General features: G+C 72.5%; 15 protein-coding genes. 4 read left to right on the forward strand and 11 right to left on the reverse strand.

What is annotated here, in order from left to right; genetic code table 11:
- Nucleotides 1–11 precede the first annotated feature (11 nt).
- From panD to ACFY2Q_RS12450, 4 genes are all read right to left on the reverse strand, one after another.
- On the reverse strand, nt 12–440 hold the full coding sequence (gene panD, locus ACFY2Q_RS12435) for an aspartate 1-decarboxylase (RefSeq protein ID WP_387129614.1): 429 nt from the start codon (nt 438–440) through the stop codon (nt 12–14).
- 45 nt (nt 441–485) lie between these two features.
- Entirely contained in the window at nt 486–1,334 is an 849-nt protein-coding gene (gene panC / locus ACFY2Q_RS12440) for a pantoate--beta-alanine ligase (protein WP_387129616.1), read from the reverse strand.
- The gene (locus ACFY2Q_RS12445) at nt 1,331–2,305 is read right to left on the reverse strand and encodes a Rossmann-like and DUF2520 domain-containing protein (RefSeq protein WP_387129618.1); all 975 of its coding nucleotides are present in this window, start codon (nt 2,303–2,305) and stop codon (nt 1,331–1,333) included. The genes panC and ACFY2Q_RS12445 overlap by 4 nt, the downstream gene beginning before the upstream one ends.
- Nucleotides 2,306–2,418: 113 nt before the next feature.
- Nucleotides 2,419–2,991: a TetR family transcriptional regulator gene (locus tag ACFY2Q_RS12450; RefSeq protein ID WP_387129620.1), complete on the reverse strand. Its 573-nt coding sequence runs from the start codon at nt 2,989–2,991 to the stop codon at nt 2,419–2,421.
- 119 nt (nt 2,992–3,110) lie between these two features.
- On the opposite strand from ACFY2Q_RS12450, the gene ACFY2Q_RS12455 reads away from it, so the two are divergent.
- The 3 genes from ACFY2Q_RS12455 to ACFY2Q_RS12465 all read left to right on the forward strand — a co-directional run bounded on the left by ACFY2Q_RS12455 (nt 3,111) and on the right by ACFY2Q_RS12465 (nt 6,587).
- On the forward strand, nt 3,111–4,019 hold the full coding sequence (locus tag ACFY2Q_RS12455; protein WP_387129622.1) for an SDR family oxidoreductase: 909 nt from the start codon (nt 3,111–3,113) through the stop codon (nt 4,017–4,019).
- 85 nt (nt 4,020–4,104) lie between these two features.
- Nucleotides 4,105–5,403 (forward strand): SAM-dependent methyltransferase, encoded by a 1,299-nt coding sequence (locus tag ACFY2Q_RS12460; RefSeq protein ID WP_387129624.1) that lies wholly within the window; start codon nt 4,105–4,107, stop codon nt 5,401–5,403.
- Nucleotides 5,400–6,587, forward strand: a complete 1,188-nt coding sequence (locus ACFY2Q_RS12465; RefSeq protein WP_387129626.1) for an NADH-quinone oxidoreductase subunit D — start codon at nt 5,400–5,402, stop codon at nt 6,585–6,587. The genes ACFY2Q_RS12460 and ACFY2Q_RS12465 overlap by 4 nt, the downstream gene beginning before the upstream one ends.
- Before the next feature lie 10 nt (nt 6,588–6,597).
- Here the strand turns inward: ACFY2Q_RS12465 and ACFY2Q_RS12470 are convergent, their stop codons facing one another.
- The 4 genes from ACFY2Q_RS12470 to ACFY2Q_RS12485 form a co-directional block, all read right to left on the reverse strand.
- Complete coding sequence (locus tag ACFY2Q_RS12470; protein ID WP_387129628.1) at nt 6,598–8,250, reverse strand: hypothetical protein; 1,653 nt, start codon at nt 8,248–8,250, stop codon at nt 6,598–6,600.
- A gap of 107 nt (nt 8,251–8,357) precedes the next feature.
- Nucleotides 8,358–9,362, reverse strand: a complete 1,005-nt coding sequence (locus ACFY2Q_RS12475) for a glycine betaine ABC transporter substrate-binding protein (protein ID WP_387129631.1) — start codon at nt 9,360–9,362, stop codon at nt 8,358–8,360.
- A gap of 218 nt (nt 9,363–9,580) precedes the next feature.
- Nucleotides 9,581–10,318 carry an ABC transporter permease gene (locus ACFY2Q_RS12480; RefSeq protein ID WP_387129634.1) on the reverse strand — a complete coding sequence of 246 codons (738 nt, stop codon included), beginning with the start codon at nt 10,316–10,318 and terminating at the stop codon, nt 9,581–9,583.
- Nucleotides 10,315–11,001, reverse strand: a complete 687-nt coding sequence (locus ACFY2Q_RS12485) for an ABC transporter permease (protein ID WP_387129636.1) — start codon at nt 10,999–11,001, stop codon at nt 10,315–10,317. The genes ACFY2Q_RS12480 and ACFY2Q_RS12485 overlap by 4 nt, the downstream gene beginning before the upstream one ends.
- Before the next feature lie 2 nt (nt 11,002–11,003).
- On the opposite strand from ACFY2Q_RS12485, the gene ACFY2Q_RS12490 reads away from it, so the two are divergent.
- A complete protein-coding gene (locus ACFY2Q_RS12490) occupies nt 11,004–12,002 on the forward strand; it encodes an ABC transporter ATP-binding protein (protein ID WP_387129638.1) in 999 nt (332 codons plus the stop codon).
- 10 nt (nt 12,003–12,012) lie between these two features.
- On the opposite strand, the gene ACFY2Q_RS12495 is transcribed toward ACFY2Q_RS12490, so the two are convergent.
- The 3 genes from ACFY2Q_RS12495 to ACFY2Q_RS12505 form a co-directional block, all read right to left on the reverse strand.
- On the reverse strand, nt 12,013–12,447 hold the full coding sequence (locus ACFY2Q_RS12495) for a hypothetical protein (protein WP_387129641.1): 435 nt from the start codon (nt 12,445–12,447) through the stop codon (nt 12,013–12,015).
- A gap of 125 nt (nt 12,448–12,572) precedes the next feature.
- Complete coding sequence (locus ACFY2Q_RS12500) at nt 12,573–12,881, reverse strand: hypothetical protein (protein ID WP_387129643.1); 309 nt, start codon at nt 12,879–12,881, stop codon at nt 12,573–12,575.
- A gap of 51 nt (nt 12,882–12,932) precedes the next feature.
- The gene (locus tag ACFY2Q_RS12505) at nt 12,933–14,147 is read right to left on the reverse strand and encodes an ABC transporter permease (RefSeq protein WP_387129644.1); all 1,215 of its coding nucleotides are present in this window, start codon (nt 14,145–14,147) and stop codon (nt 12,933–12,935) included.
- Nucleotides 14,148–14,222 lie beyond the last annotated feature (75 nt).

Raw genomic sequence — 14,222 nt, forward strand, 5'->3', positions numbered from 1 at the left:
GTCGCGTGGGATCAGACGCCGGACACGGCAAGCGGGCTGGGAACCGGGTCGCCTGCCGTTCCCGGGGCCGCCGCAGCGGGGTCGGCACCCAGCTCGACGACCCGGTTGTCGGCGTCCACGTGCACCACCCGCGGCCGATACGACCGGGCCTCGGCGTCGTCCATCTGCCCGTACGAGATCAGGATGACCAGGTCACCGGGGTGCACGAGGTGGGCTGCGGCACCGTTGATGCCGATCACGCCGCTGCCCCGCTCACCCGGGATCACGTACGTCTCCAGCCGGGCGCCGTTTGTGATGTCCACGATCGCGACCTGCTCGCCGGGGAGCAGGTCGGCGGCGTCGAGCAGGTCCTCGTCCACGGTCACCGAGCCGACGTAGTGCAGGTCCGCCTGGGTCACCGTGGCTCGGTGGATCTTCGACTTGAGCATGGTCCGCAGCATCGGGGCTGGCCTTTCGCGAAAGGTGGTGGAGGGGGTGCGGCCGGGTCAGGGGCGCGGGGCGAGGTGGACGGCCGCGTTGTCGATCAACCGGGTGTTGCCCACCCACGCGGCGATCACCAGGCGCGCAGGCCCGGACACCGGCCCCGGCTCCAGCTCGGGATCGGTGAGCACCAGGTAGTCGAGTTGAGCACCGGGCGTACCGGCACCGAAGGCAGCGTGTGCGGCGGTCAGCACCGCCCCCGCGTCCTGGCCGTCGTCGGCGGCCCGGGCACCGGCCCGCAGCGCGGCGGACAGGCTCAACGCCGCCGCCCGCTCGGACTCGCTCAGGTAGCGGTTACGGCTGGACAGCGCCAACCCGTCCGGCTCCCGGACGGTCGGCACGCCGACCACCTCGACCGGCACATCCAGGTCGCGGGTCATCCGCCGCACCAGGGTGAGCTGCTGATAGTCCTTCTCGCCGAAGAACGCCAGGTCCGGCCGGGTGAGCTGGAGCAGCTTGAGCACAACTGTCAGCACACCGTGGAAGAAGCCGGGGCGACTGGCACCCTCCAACTCCGCGCCGAGTGGGCCCGGGTCGAGACGCACCCGGGGCTGGCCGTCCGGATACATGTCGGCCACCGACGGGGCGAAGACCAGGTCGGCCCCCGCCCGCCGGCACACCTCCAGGTCGGCGTCGAGGGTGCGCGGATAGCGGTCGAAGTCCTCGTTCGGCCCGAACTGCAACGGGTTCACGAAGATCGTCACCAGCACGTGGTCGGCCTGTTGCCGGGCCGCCCGCAGCAGCGTCTCGTGCCCGGAGTGCAGGGCGCCCATGGTCATCACCACGCCGACGGTGCCCTTGAGCGCGGCCCGGGCCTCGGCCAGCTCGGCACGCGTGTGCACAAGCTGCGTCATGCCGCCACCTCCCGACCGCTGTCGGCAAGCACACCCAGCAGCGACTGCGCGTCCACCGGTCGGAGCCGGCCGGCGGCTATCGCCCGGTCGGCGGTACGCCGGGCCAACGCCAGGTAGGCGGGGACGGACTCCGGTGCGGTGGCCGCCAGCCGGGCCAGGTGCCGCTCGACGGTGCCGGCGTCACCACGGGAGACCGGGCCGGTCAGCGCGTCGTCACCGAGCCGCAGCGCGTTCTCCAGGGCAGCCCGCAGCAGCGGGGCGAGCACCTTCTCCGGCCGGGCCACCCCGGCGTCACGCAGCCGGTCGGTCGCCTCGTTCACAAGTGTCACCAGGTGGTTCGCGCCGTGTGCCAGCGCCGCGTGGTACAGCGGTCGGTCCGTCTCGGCCACCCACTCGGGCACGCCACCCAGGTCGGCGACCAGCCGGGCGGCAAGCGGGCGCAGCCCGGCCGGGGCGGTCACCCCGTACGAGATGCCGGCCAGCCGGGCCAGGTCGTCAGGCGTACCGGTGAAGGTCATGGCCGGGTGCAGGGCGAGCGGCTGGGCGCCAACGGCGGCGGCCGGGGCCAGCACGGCGAGCCCGTGCGCGCCGGAGGTGTGCGCGACCACCTGGCCCGGATGCAGCGCGCCCCGCTCGGCGAGGTCGGCGACCACGCCTGCCAACGCGTCGTCCGGCACGGCGATCAGCAGCAGGTCGGTGGCAGCGCGGGCCACGGCGTCGACCGGGTGACGGGGCACCTCGGGCAGCAGCAGGGCGAGCCGGGCACGACTGGCCCCGGAGCGGCCGGCAACGGCCACCACCCGGTGCCCGGCGGCGGCGAGGGCCGCGCCCAGCACGGCACCGACTCGGCCGGCGCCGACGATGCCCACGGTGAGCAGACGGGATGTGGCGGGGGCGCCGGTGACGGCGCGGTCCCACGGCACGGCGGGCCCAAGCTGGGCGGCCGGACGCGGGCGCAACGGTGCGCTCATGGCGACGATCCAGTCCTCGAGAAGGGGTACCGGTCGATCGCAAGTATGCTCCCGCGCCGCGGAACCCAAACAGGATGTGTGAAAACCTTCACCACCCCAGCGCGGGCTATTCGTCAACGCCTTTCCGAAGTCGACGTGATGGCGCGCAGTTCGGCGGCCACGTCGGCGATCAGGTCGGCGAGCGAGGCGTCGCTGCCGGGCGCTACCCAGCGGGCGTACGCGACCCGGAAGACCGTGACGCCCGATTCGGTGGCCAGGGTTGCGGTGGTCTCGTCGAGGCCCTTGGCCCGCAGGGCGGTGGTGACCGCGGCCACCAGCGAGCCGGTCTTCCGCAGTTCGCGCTCCTGCAACTCCGGGCTGCTCTCGATGACGGCCTGTCGCGCCCGGACCAACTCCAGGCGGTCGGCGAACACCTCCTCCGCCGTCCGCCGGAAGGCGGCAATGACCACCTCGAAGGGGCCGGCGTCGGTCTCGGCCACCGTCTTGACCAGGACCTCCTCCAGGCGCACGCTGCCGCTGAAGAGCGCCTCGCGCTTGTCCCCGAAGAGCCGGTAGAAGGTGCGCTTGTCCAGGCCGGCACGGGCGGCGATGTCGGCGACTGTGGTCTGTTCGAAGCCGCGCTCACGGAACAACTCGAAGGCGGCCGCCTCCAGGCGGCCGCGTGCGTCCGGTTGCCAGCGGGCCATGCGGCGATGGTATCCGACGTCACACCGCGACATCGAATGCCGCTCGCATGTCGCAGGGTGACATCACGCGAGGTACGGTGATGTCGCAAGGTGATATCAGCTCTCACGAAGGACCCACCATGCGCGTATTCGTCACAGGCGCCTCCGGCCACCTCGGCTCGGCAGTCGTCCCGGAACTGCTCTCCGCCGGCCACGAGGTCGTCGGTCTGGCCCGATCCGACACGTCCGCCGCCGCCATCGAGAAGCTCGGCGCCACGGCACGCCACGGGGACCTGTCCGACCTCGACGTGCTCCGCGAAGAGGCGGCCGCCTCCGACGGGGTGATCCACCTGGCGTTCCGCCACGACCTCATGCTCAACGGCGACCTGGCCGCCGCCGCCAGGGCCGATCTGGACGCCCTCACAGCACTCGCCGACGTCCTGGCCGGCTCCGGCAAGCCTCTGGTCGGCACGAGCGGCACCGCCATGCTCGCGACGGGCGGCATCGTCGGCCGCAGCGGCACCGAACGCGACATCTTCCCGAGCGGCTACCGGATCGACGCGGAGAATTTCGTAGCCGACCTTGCCTCGCGCGGCGTGCGGTCCTCCATCGTCCGGCTCGCGCCCACCGTGCACAGCTCGCTCGACCACAACGGCTTCCTCACCATCATCATCGCGTCGGCCCGCCGGCATGGGTACGCCGCGTACGTCGGCGAGGGCGCCAACCGGTGGCCGGCCGTGCACACGCTCGACGCGGCCGACCTCTACCGACTCGCCCTCGAAAAGGCACCGGCCGGCTCCCGCCTGCACGGAGCCGCCGATGAGGGAGTCCCCTTCCGGGAGATCGCGACGGCCATCGGCCGCAACCTCGACCTCCCGGTCCGGAGCATCAGCTCCGACCTGGCGGACGCCTACTTCGGCTTCCTCGGGCCGTTCGCGCAGCTGGACAATCCCACGTCGTCCGCGATCACGCGCGACCTGCTTGGCTGGACCCCCACCCGCCCCGGTCTGATCGCCGACCTGGACGAAGGGCACTACTTCCAGGCGTGAGCCACGAAGGCGGGGATCGGGAGTCGCATCCGGACAGTGGCCGTAGGGTCGGCACGGTGACGCCCCCTGAACTCGGACTGAACTGATGCCGATCCCGTGGCGGGACGCGATGAGCCGGGCCCTCTACGGGCCGGCCGGCTTCTTCGTGGCCGGCGCCGGCCCGGCCGACCACTTCCGGACCAGCGTGCACGCCTCCCCCGCGTTCGCCAGCGCGCTACTGCTCCTCCTGTCGCAGGTCGACGCGGCCCTCGGCCATCCGTCCTGCCTCGACGTGGTCGACGTGGGCGCTGGGCGGGGGGAACTATTGCACAGCCTGCTCAGGCTCCTCGCGTCTGAAGAAACCGCCGGGCTCGCGGTGGGGGTTTCCGGGGAGCCCACCCGCTCCGGGCGGTCAGGCTTGATCCCTGCGCGGGCGGGCTCCCCGGAAACCCTGACTCCCACGGCCTCCGCCCGTCCGTTGGGAGAGGAGCCGTCGTCCGGCACGGTCCGTCCGTCGCTCGCGGAACGCGTGCGCTTCACAGCGGTCGAGTACGCGAGCCGCCCCCAACACCTGCCTGATGAGATCAACTGGGTGTCTGAGATTCCCGCCGAGATCAACGGGGTGTTGCTGGCAACCGAGTGGTTGGACAACGTCCCACTCGACGTTGCGGTGCACACCGCCGACGGATGGCGATACGTGCTGGTCGACCTCGAAAGCGGCGCGGAGACGCTCGGGGAGCCGGTCAGCCCCGCCGATCTCGACTGGCTCAACGAGTGGTGGCCCACAAGCCCATCCCGTGCGGCCAGTGCGCCGGATCTGGGGTTGACCTGGACGGGCGCGACAAGCGAAAACGAGTCGGGTTTCCGGGCAGCCCGGCCGGCGCAGGGATCAAGCCTGACCGCCCGGAGCCGGCCGGGCTGCCCGGAAACCCCCCACAGCGACCACCGAGCAGAGATCGGCAGACCACGGGACGAAGCCTGGGCGAACGCGATCCAGAAGATCAGTCAAGGGCTCGCGGTCGCGGTCGACTACGGGCACCTGCGGGAGAGCCGACCCGTGGACGGGACGTTGACCGGGTATCGGGCCGGACGGCAGGTGCCTCCGGTGCCGGACGGGTCCTGTGACGTGACCGCGCACGTCGCAATGGACTCGGTCGCCTCCGCTGGCGCGGAAGTGGCTCTGTGCGCGTACTCCCTGGTCTCGCAGGCCGAGGCGCTGCGGGCGCTCGGGGCCGACGGCGGCCGACCGCCGCTGAGCCTGGCCGGCACCGACCCGGCGGGGTACGTGCGGGCGCTGGCCGCCGCGTCGGCGGTGGCCGAGCTGACCGACCCGGCCGGGCTCGGCGGGCACTTGTGGCTGCGCCAACCGGTCGGCATCGGGCTCGGGCCGGCCGTGGCACGATGACGGGCATGACCACCGACGCCGGGGACCTCCGTGAACTGACCGTCGGCACCGGGGCCGGCCTGGTCGCCGGGACCGGCGGTGAGCAGCTCGGCACCGACATGGTGCTGAACATCGGCCCGCAGCACCCGTCGACGCACGGCGTGCTGCGGCTCAAGCTGGTGCTCGACGGCGAACGGGTGATCGCCTGCGAACCGATCGTCGGCTACATGCACCGGGGAGCCGAGAAGCTCTTCGAGGTCCGCGACTACCGGCAGATCATCGTGCTTGCCAACCGGCACGACTGGCTCTCGGCGTTCTCCAACGAGCTGGGTGTGGTGCTCGCCGTGGAACGCCTGATGGGCATGGAGGTGCCGGAGCGCGCCACCTGGCTGCGGATGGCCCTCGCGGAGCTGAACCGGGTGCTCAACCACCTGATGTTCCTCGGCTCCTACCCGCTGGAGATCGGCGCGATCACGCCGATGTTCTACGCGTTCCGGGAACGGGAGACCATCCAGACCGTGATGGAGGAGGTCTCCGGCGGCCGGATCCACTACATGTTCAACAGGGTGGGCGGCCTGAAGGAGGAGGTGCCCTACGGCTGGACCGGCCGTGCGCGGGCGGCGATCGGCGAGGTACGCAGGCGGCTGCCCGACCTGGACAACCTGATCCGACGCAACGACATCTTCCTGGCCCGCACTGTGGGCGTGGGCGTGCTGTCGGCCGCCGACGCCGCCGCGTTCGGCGCGTCCGGGCCGGTGGCCCGGGCCTCCGGGCTCGACCTCGACCTGCGTCGCGACGACCCCTACCTGGCCTACGACCAACTGGACGTGCCGGTGGTGACGAAGACCGCCGGGGACTGTCACGCCCGCTTCGAGATGCTGCTCGACCAGGTGTACGTGTCGCTGGACCTCGCCGAGCAGTGCCTGGCGCGGGTGGACCAGCTCACCGGGCCGATCAACACCAGGTTGCCCAAGGTGCTGAAGGCTCCGGAGGGGCACACGTACGCGTGGACCGAGAACCCGCTCGGCATCAACGGCTACTACCTGGTGTCCCGGGGCGAGAAGACGCCGTGGCGGTTGAAGCTGCGCACCGCGTCGTACGCCAACGTGCAGGCGCTTGCCACCCTGCTCCCGGGCTGCCTCGTGCCGGACCTGATCGCGATCCTCGGCTCGATGTTCTTCGTGGTCGGCGACATCGACAAGTAGGCCGGGTGGGTCAGCGCCACCTGTCGGTGGCCGGGGCCCCGCCGGCACGTGGCACGTCGTCCTGCGGTGGGTAGCCGTACCGTTCCTCGACCCGCCGTCGTCCGACCCGCTCGGGTGCGGGTTCCGCCTCGTGGCCGTGCTGACGCGGCGGGTGCCACTCGTCCGGCACGGGCACCCCACCCGCCGGCAGCGCCGGCCGCCCCTCCGGCTCGGCCCGGTGGTACGACTCACGCCCGTCCTGCCGGCGCGCGTCCTCATGCCGGCGCGCGTCCTCGTGCCGGCGCGGGTCCTCGTGCCGGCGCGGGTCCTCGTGGCGGCGCGGGTCCTCGCGGCGGCGCGGGTCCTCGTGGCGGACGGAGGCCCAGCGGTCGGCCACCCGGTACTCGGTGCCCGTGCTGTCGGCGTGCACCTCGGCCCGGCGCTCGCCAACGTGCAGTTCACGGCCGTTGTCGTCATCGCGGACGGCCGCCCACCGGTCACCGGCCCGCAACTGCGACCAGTACTCACCTGTGTCGTCCGCCCGCAGGGCCGGACCGGATTGCGGCGCGCCGGCACCGCCCCGCTCAGGCTCGTGCGGCGGAGACCAGCCGCGGTCGTCGCGCTGGGACCGGGCACCCCAGGCGGGCTCCTCGGGCTGGGCGTACGCGTCGCGCGGGCCGGTCCACTGCGGATCGGCGCGGCGGGCCGACCAGCCCGGCTCGTCGTCTCCGAGATCGGGCCCGTCCTGCTTCGGCCCCCAACCCGCCCCGTCCCGTACGCCAGCCCGGGTCGGCTCGCCCCGGGTCGAGGGCTGTGCGCCCCACTGGCGGTCGTCACCGGGGCGGGCGCGGTCATGGGCAGGACGGGCGCGGTCGTCGTCGTACGCGGCTCGGGGGTTCCCCGGGTCGCCCCACGAAGGGTCGGCCGACCGGGCACTCCCCTGAGGACCGGCACCGCCCCGGGCCCATTCCTGCGCCGGCGGGGTCCACTGGCCGACGTACCCGCTGCCGAAGCGTCCGTCCGGCTCGGCCTGCCCGCCATCGACCACCGTGTGCCGGGTGGTGACGTGGACGGTCTCGGTGTGCCGGACCACGCCGACCGGCCGGTGCACCGGCTCGTCGTCGTCGCGCTCGTGGCCGCCCCGGCGCGCGGAGGGGGCATCCGGGCCTGGTACCCGAGCACGTGCGGCCGGTGTGTCGCCGGGTGCCGCGACCCGGCTGCGGGCCGCTGGGGCCTGGCCGACCGGTTCGACAGACGGCACCCGCGCACGACCGGGCGGCTCGGCCGTCGGGGCGGCGCCGGCGAGGGCGGCGCCTGTGGCGTCGAGGCGGCGGCGAACCGCGGCGATCCCCTCCTGGGCCCGCTGCGCCTGGTCGAGGGCCTGGTTGCCACGCTGGGCAGCGGCGACGATCTCGGTGCGCAGCTCCCGCCGTAGCTCCTCGATCTCGTCAAGCAACTCGTCGGCCCGCGCCGAGGCGTCGGCACCGTCGGGCCGCAACGCGATGGAGAGGCCGATCAACATCACCGCCAGGATCGCGAGCACCGCCGCGACGCGCAGCGGACCGTTACCGTCCGCCACCAGCAGGATCAGTGCAGCCAGCGGGGCCAGGCACACACCGGCCCAGAAGAGCACGGTCAGCAGCAACGGTTGACGCCGGGCGTCGGGGGTGGCCGGGGCTGGCATGGATGTGCAGCCTACCCACGATGTCCACCAGATGGAACGGGCTCCCCCACGGACGACGCCCCCGTCCCGAGGTGGGCGGGGGCGTCGTCAGCACGCCGAAAGTGCGCTCAGCTGGTGGCGAAGGCGCCGTCCGAGGAGAAGATCAGACCCACGCTGATCTTGCCCTCACGCAGGGCGTTCTTGGTCAGCGGCCCACCCTGGTCGAGCGAGGAGAACGAGCCCACTGAGAGCCCGTACGTCTTCTCCAGGCCCGGCTTGCAGAACGGACGCTGCTGGCACTCCGGCGGGCCACCCAGCACAGTCGCGCTGCCGGAGCACTTCGCGGCGAACTCGGAGAGGGTCCGCACGCCGTACTTGTCGGCGAAGGCCTGGGTCACCGCGAAGGCGTTCTGGTCCTGAGCGGCGGCGGGGGCACCGAACGTGAGGCCCACCTTGTCGCCCTCGGCCTTGAGCGCGGTCACTGTCGTGTTGATGTCGGGCGAGGAGACCGGCTGGGCGTTCGGGCCGTTGGCCTTGGTGTTGAGGAACTCGGCCATCGTCGCCGCGTACTCCGGAACGACCTGGACCTCGCCCTTCGCCAGCGCCGGCTCGTAGAGCTCCCGGTTACCGATCTGCTGCACCTTGACCTGGTAACCGGCCGCGGTGAGCGCGACCCGGTACAGCTCGCCCAGGATCTGGCTCTCGCTGAAGTTGGCGGCGCCGACCACGATCTCGCCGCCCGGGCCCTTGGCGATGCCCGCGGTGAGGTTGTTGGCGGCGGCGAACTCCTCGGCCGCCACCTTGGGAGTCTTGCGGTCGACGTCGACGGCCTTGTTGAGCTGGACCAGCTTCGGCGTGTCGAGTGCTGCGGAGACCTTGTCCAGTGCGGCGATCAGCTGCGGGGTGGCCACCTTGGTGTTGACCGCCGGAATGACGTTGTCGGAGTTCTGCAGCTTCTTGTCATCCTCCAGCGCCACGAGCTGCTGGCCGGCGACCGGGGCGCACCCGGCGCCGGAAGCGCTCGTCTGCGGCGCGTCGGTGCCGGACGAACCGGCGTCACCGCAGCCGGTGAGGAGCGATGCCGCGGCGACGGCGCCGATCGCACCTATCGCCAGACGTGTACGTGCGCGCATGTGCCCGCCTTCCGTGTCCCGGCGCGGCCCGTCCCGGGCCGGCCGCGTGTCCGACGGGCGATCCTGACTGACTGTCGCCCGCGACTATCCACCCAACATGGTCCGCAACCGACCGACAACTTGAAAATGGGCATCGTCACCGCATCGTCACCGAACGTCCCGCCGCCGGTCGTCGCTTGGCCGTCCGCTCACCCGGACGGGGCCACCGGCGAGCGACGTCAGGCCCGACCGGTGGCGTCGGCGGGCAGGGGCCTCACGGCGCGCTGTCGCCCACGCCGCAGCGGACGTGGGGTGACCAGCCGCTCGACGATGCCGAGGAGCAGCTCCGCAAGCAACGCGAGCCCGGCCACCAGCACACCACCGGCAAGGATCTGGCCACCGCCGGCCGCGATGCTCAGCCCGAACCCGGTGCGGATGATCTCGCCGAGCCCACCGCCGTTGACGAACGAGGCCAGCGCGGCCGTGGCGATCACCTGCACGGCGGCGGTCCGGAAGCCGGCGGCCAGGTACGGCACCGCGAGCGGCAACTCCACCCGGCGCAGCACCTGCCCGCCGGACAGACCCATTCCCCGGGCCGCGTCCCGCGCCTCCGCGTCCACCTGCCGTACGCCGGTGTAGGCGTTGGCCAGCAGCGGCGGGACCGCGAAGACGGCAAGTGCCACCACCACCGGGGTACGGCCGAACCCGAGGAAGGTCAGCGGAAGGATGGTCAGCAGCGCCAGGGTGGGAATGGCGAGGGTGGCGTTGGACACCAGCACCACCAGGCCGCCGCCCCGCCCGGCGTGCCCGAGCCAGAGCCCGATCGGCCAGGCCACCAGGCAGCCGAGCGCCACCGCCAGGGCGGAGATCGTCAGGTGTTCGCCGAGGCGGTCGAGGATGCCGCCGGGGTTTGTCCAGTTCAGGGGGTCGTTGAGCCAGAGCACCGCCTGGTGCACCGGGTTCGCCGCCGCGCTCACCGGGCACCCCGCACGGACCAGGGGGTGATCAGCCGGCCGATGAGGACAAGCAGCAGGTCCAGCAGCACCGCGAGCGCCACGCAGAGCAGCGCGCCAGTCATGATCTCGGCCTTGTAGAGGTTGTTCTGAAAACCCGCGAAGATCAGCTGGCCGAGCCCGCCGTGCCCGACAAGCACCCCGACGGTGACAAGCGCGACAGTCGAGACAGTGGCCAGTCGCAGCCCGGTCAGGATGCCCGGGATCGCCAGCGGCAGGTCTATCCGGAAGAGCCGTCTCCACCGGCCGTAGCCCATGCCCTCGGCGGCCTCACTGACCTCCGGCGGCACCTGGTTGAGCCCGGCCACCACGTTGCGCACGATCAGCAGCAGCGCGTACAGGACCAGGCCGACGAGCACTGTGGTGGTCCCGGTGCCCAGGTACGGCGCGATGAACGCGAACAGCGCCAGCGACGGAATGGTGTAGATCACTCCGGTGACGCCGAGAATCGGGCCGGCAAGCGGACGCACCCAGTACGCAAGCACCGACAACGGCAGGGCGATCAACACCGCGATCACCACCGCGCGCCCGGTGAGGGAGGCGTGTTCACGCAAGGCGGCGAGGATCGTGTCAGAGTTGTCCCGCACGTACTGCCAGGAGAACCAGGGGTTACCCGGGTCGGCCCGGTAGCTCAGGCGGAAGGACATACGTGGACGTTACCCCGGAGGCCGCCGACGTGGCCGAATCCCCTCGCGCGGCGTCGATCTCCCTACAGGGCATCCAGAAGCGCTACCCGAACGGCACCGACGCCGTCCGGGACCTCAGCCTGGACGTACGGGCCGGCGAGTTGGTGGTGCTTATCGGCCCGTCCGGCTGCGGCAAGTCGACAGTGCTCCGCATGATCAACCGTCTGATCGAGCCGACCGCGGGGCGGATCACGCTCGGCGACGAGGACGTCACGGACGTCGACCCGGTGCGGCTGCGCCGCCGGATCGGCTACGTGATCCAGAACGTCGGTCTCTTTCCACATCAGACGGTACGGGCGAACGTGGCCACCGTGCCGGGCCTGCTCCGCTGGTCCCGGGACCGGACCCGGGCCCGGGTCGACCAACTGCTCGACCTGGTCGGGCTGGATCCGGCCCAGTTCGGCGGCCGCTATCCGCACGAACTGTCCGGCGGTCAGCGGCAGCGCGTCGGCGTGGCCCGCGCGCTCGCCGCCGACCCGGTGGTGCTGCTGATGGACGAGCCGTTCTCGGCCGTGGACCCGATCGTCCGAGCCCGGCTGCAGGAGGAGTTCCTCCGCCTCCAGGCCGAACTCCGCAAGACGATCGTGCTTGTCACCCACGACCTCGACGAGGCCGTACGCCTCGGCGACCGCATCGCGGTGCTCTCCCAGGGCGGGCACCTGGAGCAGTACGACACGCCGGCCGCCCTGCTCGGCTCACCGGCCACCCCGTTCGTACGCGAGTTCGTCGGCGCCGACCGGGGCATCCGCCGGCTGGCCGTCACCCCGCTCGACCGGGACGCGCTGGAGCCGGTACCCGGCGACACCGATCTGCCCACCGTGCCACTGGACGGCACCGCGTACGACGCTCTGGCGGTGTTGCTCACCTCGGGACGCGACCGGCTCGTGGTGACCGACGCCGGCCGACCGGTGGGCGCGCTCAGTCGGCAACGCCTGCTCGACCTCGGCCGGTCGACGGGCTGACCCGGTCGGGTCAGGCACGACCGCCGAGGCTCGCGGTGCCGATGATCCAGCCGGTCAGGAAGCCGTAACCGGCACCGGCGCTGGCGTCCCGCAGCGCTCCCAGCATCGACGGGTCCGGGCCGAGCAGCGCCGCCAGCACGGCGGCGAGCCCACCGGCGAGCACGTACGCGGCCCAGCCGGAGAAGAACTGGCTTATCGAGCCGGGCACGCGGGCCACCTGCGCGGCGGGCAGCAGGTAGAGCAGGGTCACCGCGAGGACCACCAGCAAAACGGCCCGCAGGTTCGCGGCGAACAAACCGCCGGCCTGCCCGTCCGCGTCCAGCAGCCAGGCCGGCCACGCGAGTGTGCGGAGGTAGTAGCCGCCGGCCGAATCCGGGCCGGTAAGCGTGTTGGCGGCCCAACCGGTGTACGCCGGGCTGCCGCAGATGCCGACAAGCAGCAGCACGGCGAGCGCGCCGGTGCCGGCGGCCGTCCCGTAGCGGCTGACCGGGCCGGAGCGGCTGACGAGTCCCCTGATCCGCCCAGGCCCCGAACCGGCCGGTCGGGCTGACCTGGGCTGCCCCGGACGGCTCAGTGCTTCAGCAGGTAGTCGATGAAGGCGGCCCGCAGCAGCGGCGCCGACTCCTCATATCCGTGCCCGGTCAACTCCCGCCACAACGCGTTGGCCTCGTCGATGGTCGGGCCGATCGAGTTCGGTGCGCCGTCCAGCACCGTCGCCTCGTCCGCGTTCGGCAGGCGCCGCAGCACCGACCAGAAGAAGCCCACGTCACGACGCTCCCGGGCCAGGGCGAACGCCCGTTCCCGCAACTCCTCGGTGGACAGCGCGTCGAGTTCCTCGAACGAGGGTCCGCCCGCGGTGGCGGCAGGTGTGTCGGTCATGCCGCCGAGCCTAACTGTCGAGATCAGCTTCGGCTCGACGGACGGCGCGGCTCACCTGTCGTTCGTGTCCCAGCGGCGCGGGCCGTCCTCCCAACGCGGGTCACGCCACGGGTCGACAGGTTGCGGCGCGGGCGGTGTCGGCAACGTCGGTGGCCAGTTGTCGGCCGGCTGCGCCTGGTGCACCGCCCAGCCCGTGCTGATCGCGCCGTCGCCGACCGGCTCGGGCGTGTCGACGCTTCCCGGCCGGGGCCGCCCGAACGTCTCGACAAGCCGGGTCACCACAAGCCCGATGCCGAACGCCACCCCACCGACCGCCCAGAGACTCACCGTCCAGTGGCGCTCCGGCGCGTACGCCAGGTAGACGGTGACCAGGCTTACCGCCAGCACGGTGCCGAACACCCCGCCCCGGCGGCCGTACGCGCTTGTGCCGCCGAGCAGGGACACCCCCACGGCCAGCACGGTCCACTGCAACCCGGAGGTGGGTGTGACAGGTCCCGGGTTGTTGGCGGCGAGCAGGGTGCCGGCGAGCGCGGCCAGCACGGTGGAACCGACAAGCGCGCCCGCTGCCACCACGGCGGCCAGGGCGCCCCGGCGGCGGGCCGGATCGGCGACCGGCCGGTACCGGCCGACCAGCTTCCGGATCGACCGGATCGCGCCGAACACCCCGCCGAGGACCGCGACGGCGGCGAAGCCCGCGAACAGGTAGACGGCCGACCGCGAGGGCTCGTAGTTGCCCTGCACCAGCACCGGCGCCGTACGTCGTTCGATGTACACCACCACTCCGGCGGCTCCCGCCAGACTGGCCGCCCAGCCGGGCACCTGCAACACCACCACGGCCAGCGCCAACACGAGCCCGCCCAGCGCGGCGACCACGACTGCCGACCCCACGGATGCCATCAGACCCCTGTCGCCCTGCTCCGCGTAGTGCAACGCGGCGGCTACCGCGACCGGCCCGACGGCCAGGTTCGGGGCGGCGGTGCGCAGGCTCAGGCCGGCGGCGAGAGCGAGCAGGCCGAGCCCGACCGCGTTGACGAGCAGTGTGTGCAGGCCGGCCCCACGCAGCACATCCGGGTCGGCCCGCCAGAGCAGCCAGCCCAGGGCGACAAGGCTGGCCAGTAACAGGAATTCCCAGCCCACGTGCACGCCGATGCGGTCCCGGCCGGGGTCACCGTGGGCAGGGTCGTCGAAGACGTTCTCCAGGACTGCGGCGGAAACCCCGGACGAGGGTTCGATCGGCCGGTCCCGGCCCGCTTCTTCGTACCCCATGGCGCCGCCTCCCCAGTCGCCGGCCGTCCTCGGTCCGGCGCACGGACGGATCGGGGGCGGCCCTTGCTCTCCGAT

It is taken from the genome of Micromonospora sp. NPDC000316, assembly GCF_042898885.1.
Classification (GTDB): Bacteria; Actinomycetota; Actinomycetes; order Mycobacteriales; family Micromonosporaceae; genus Micromonospora.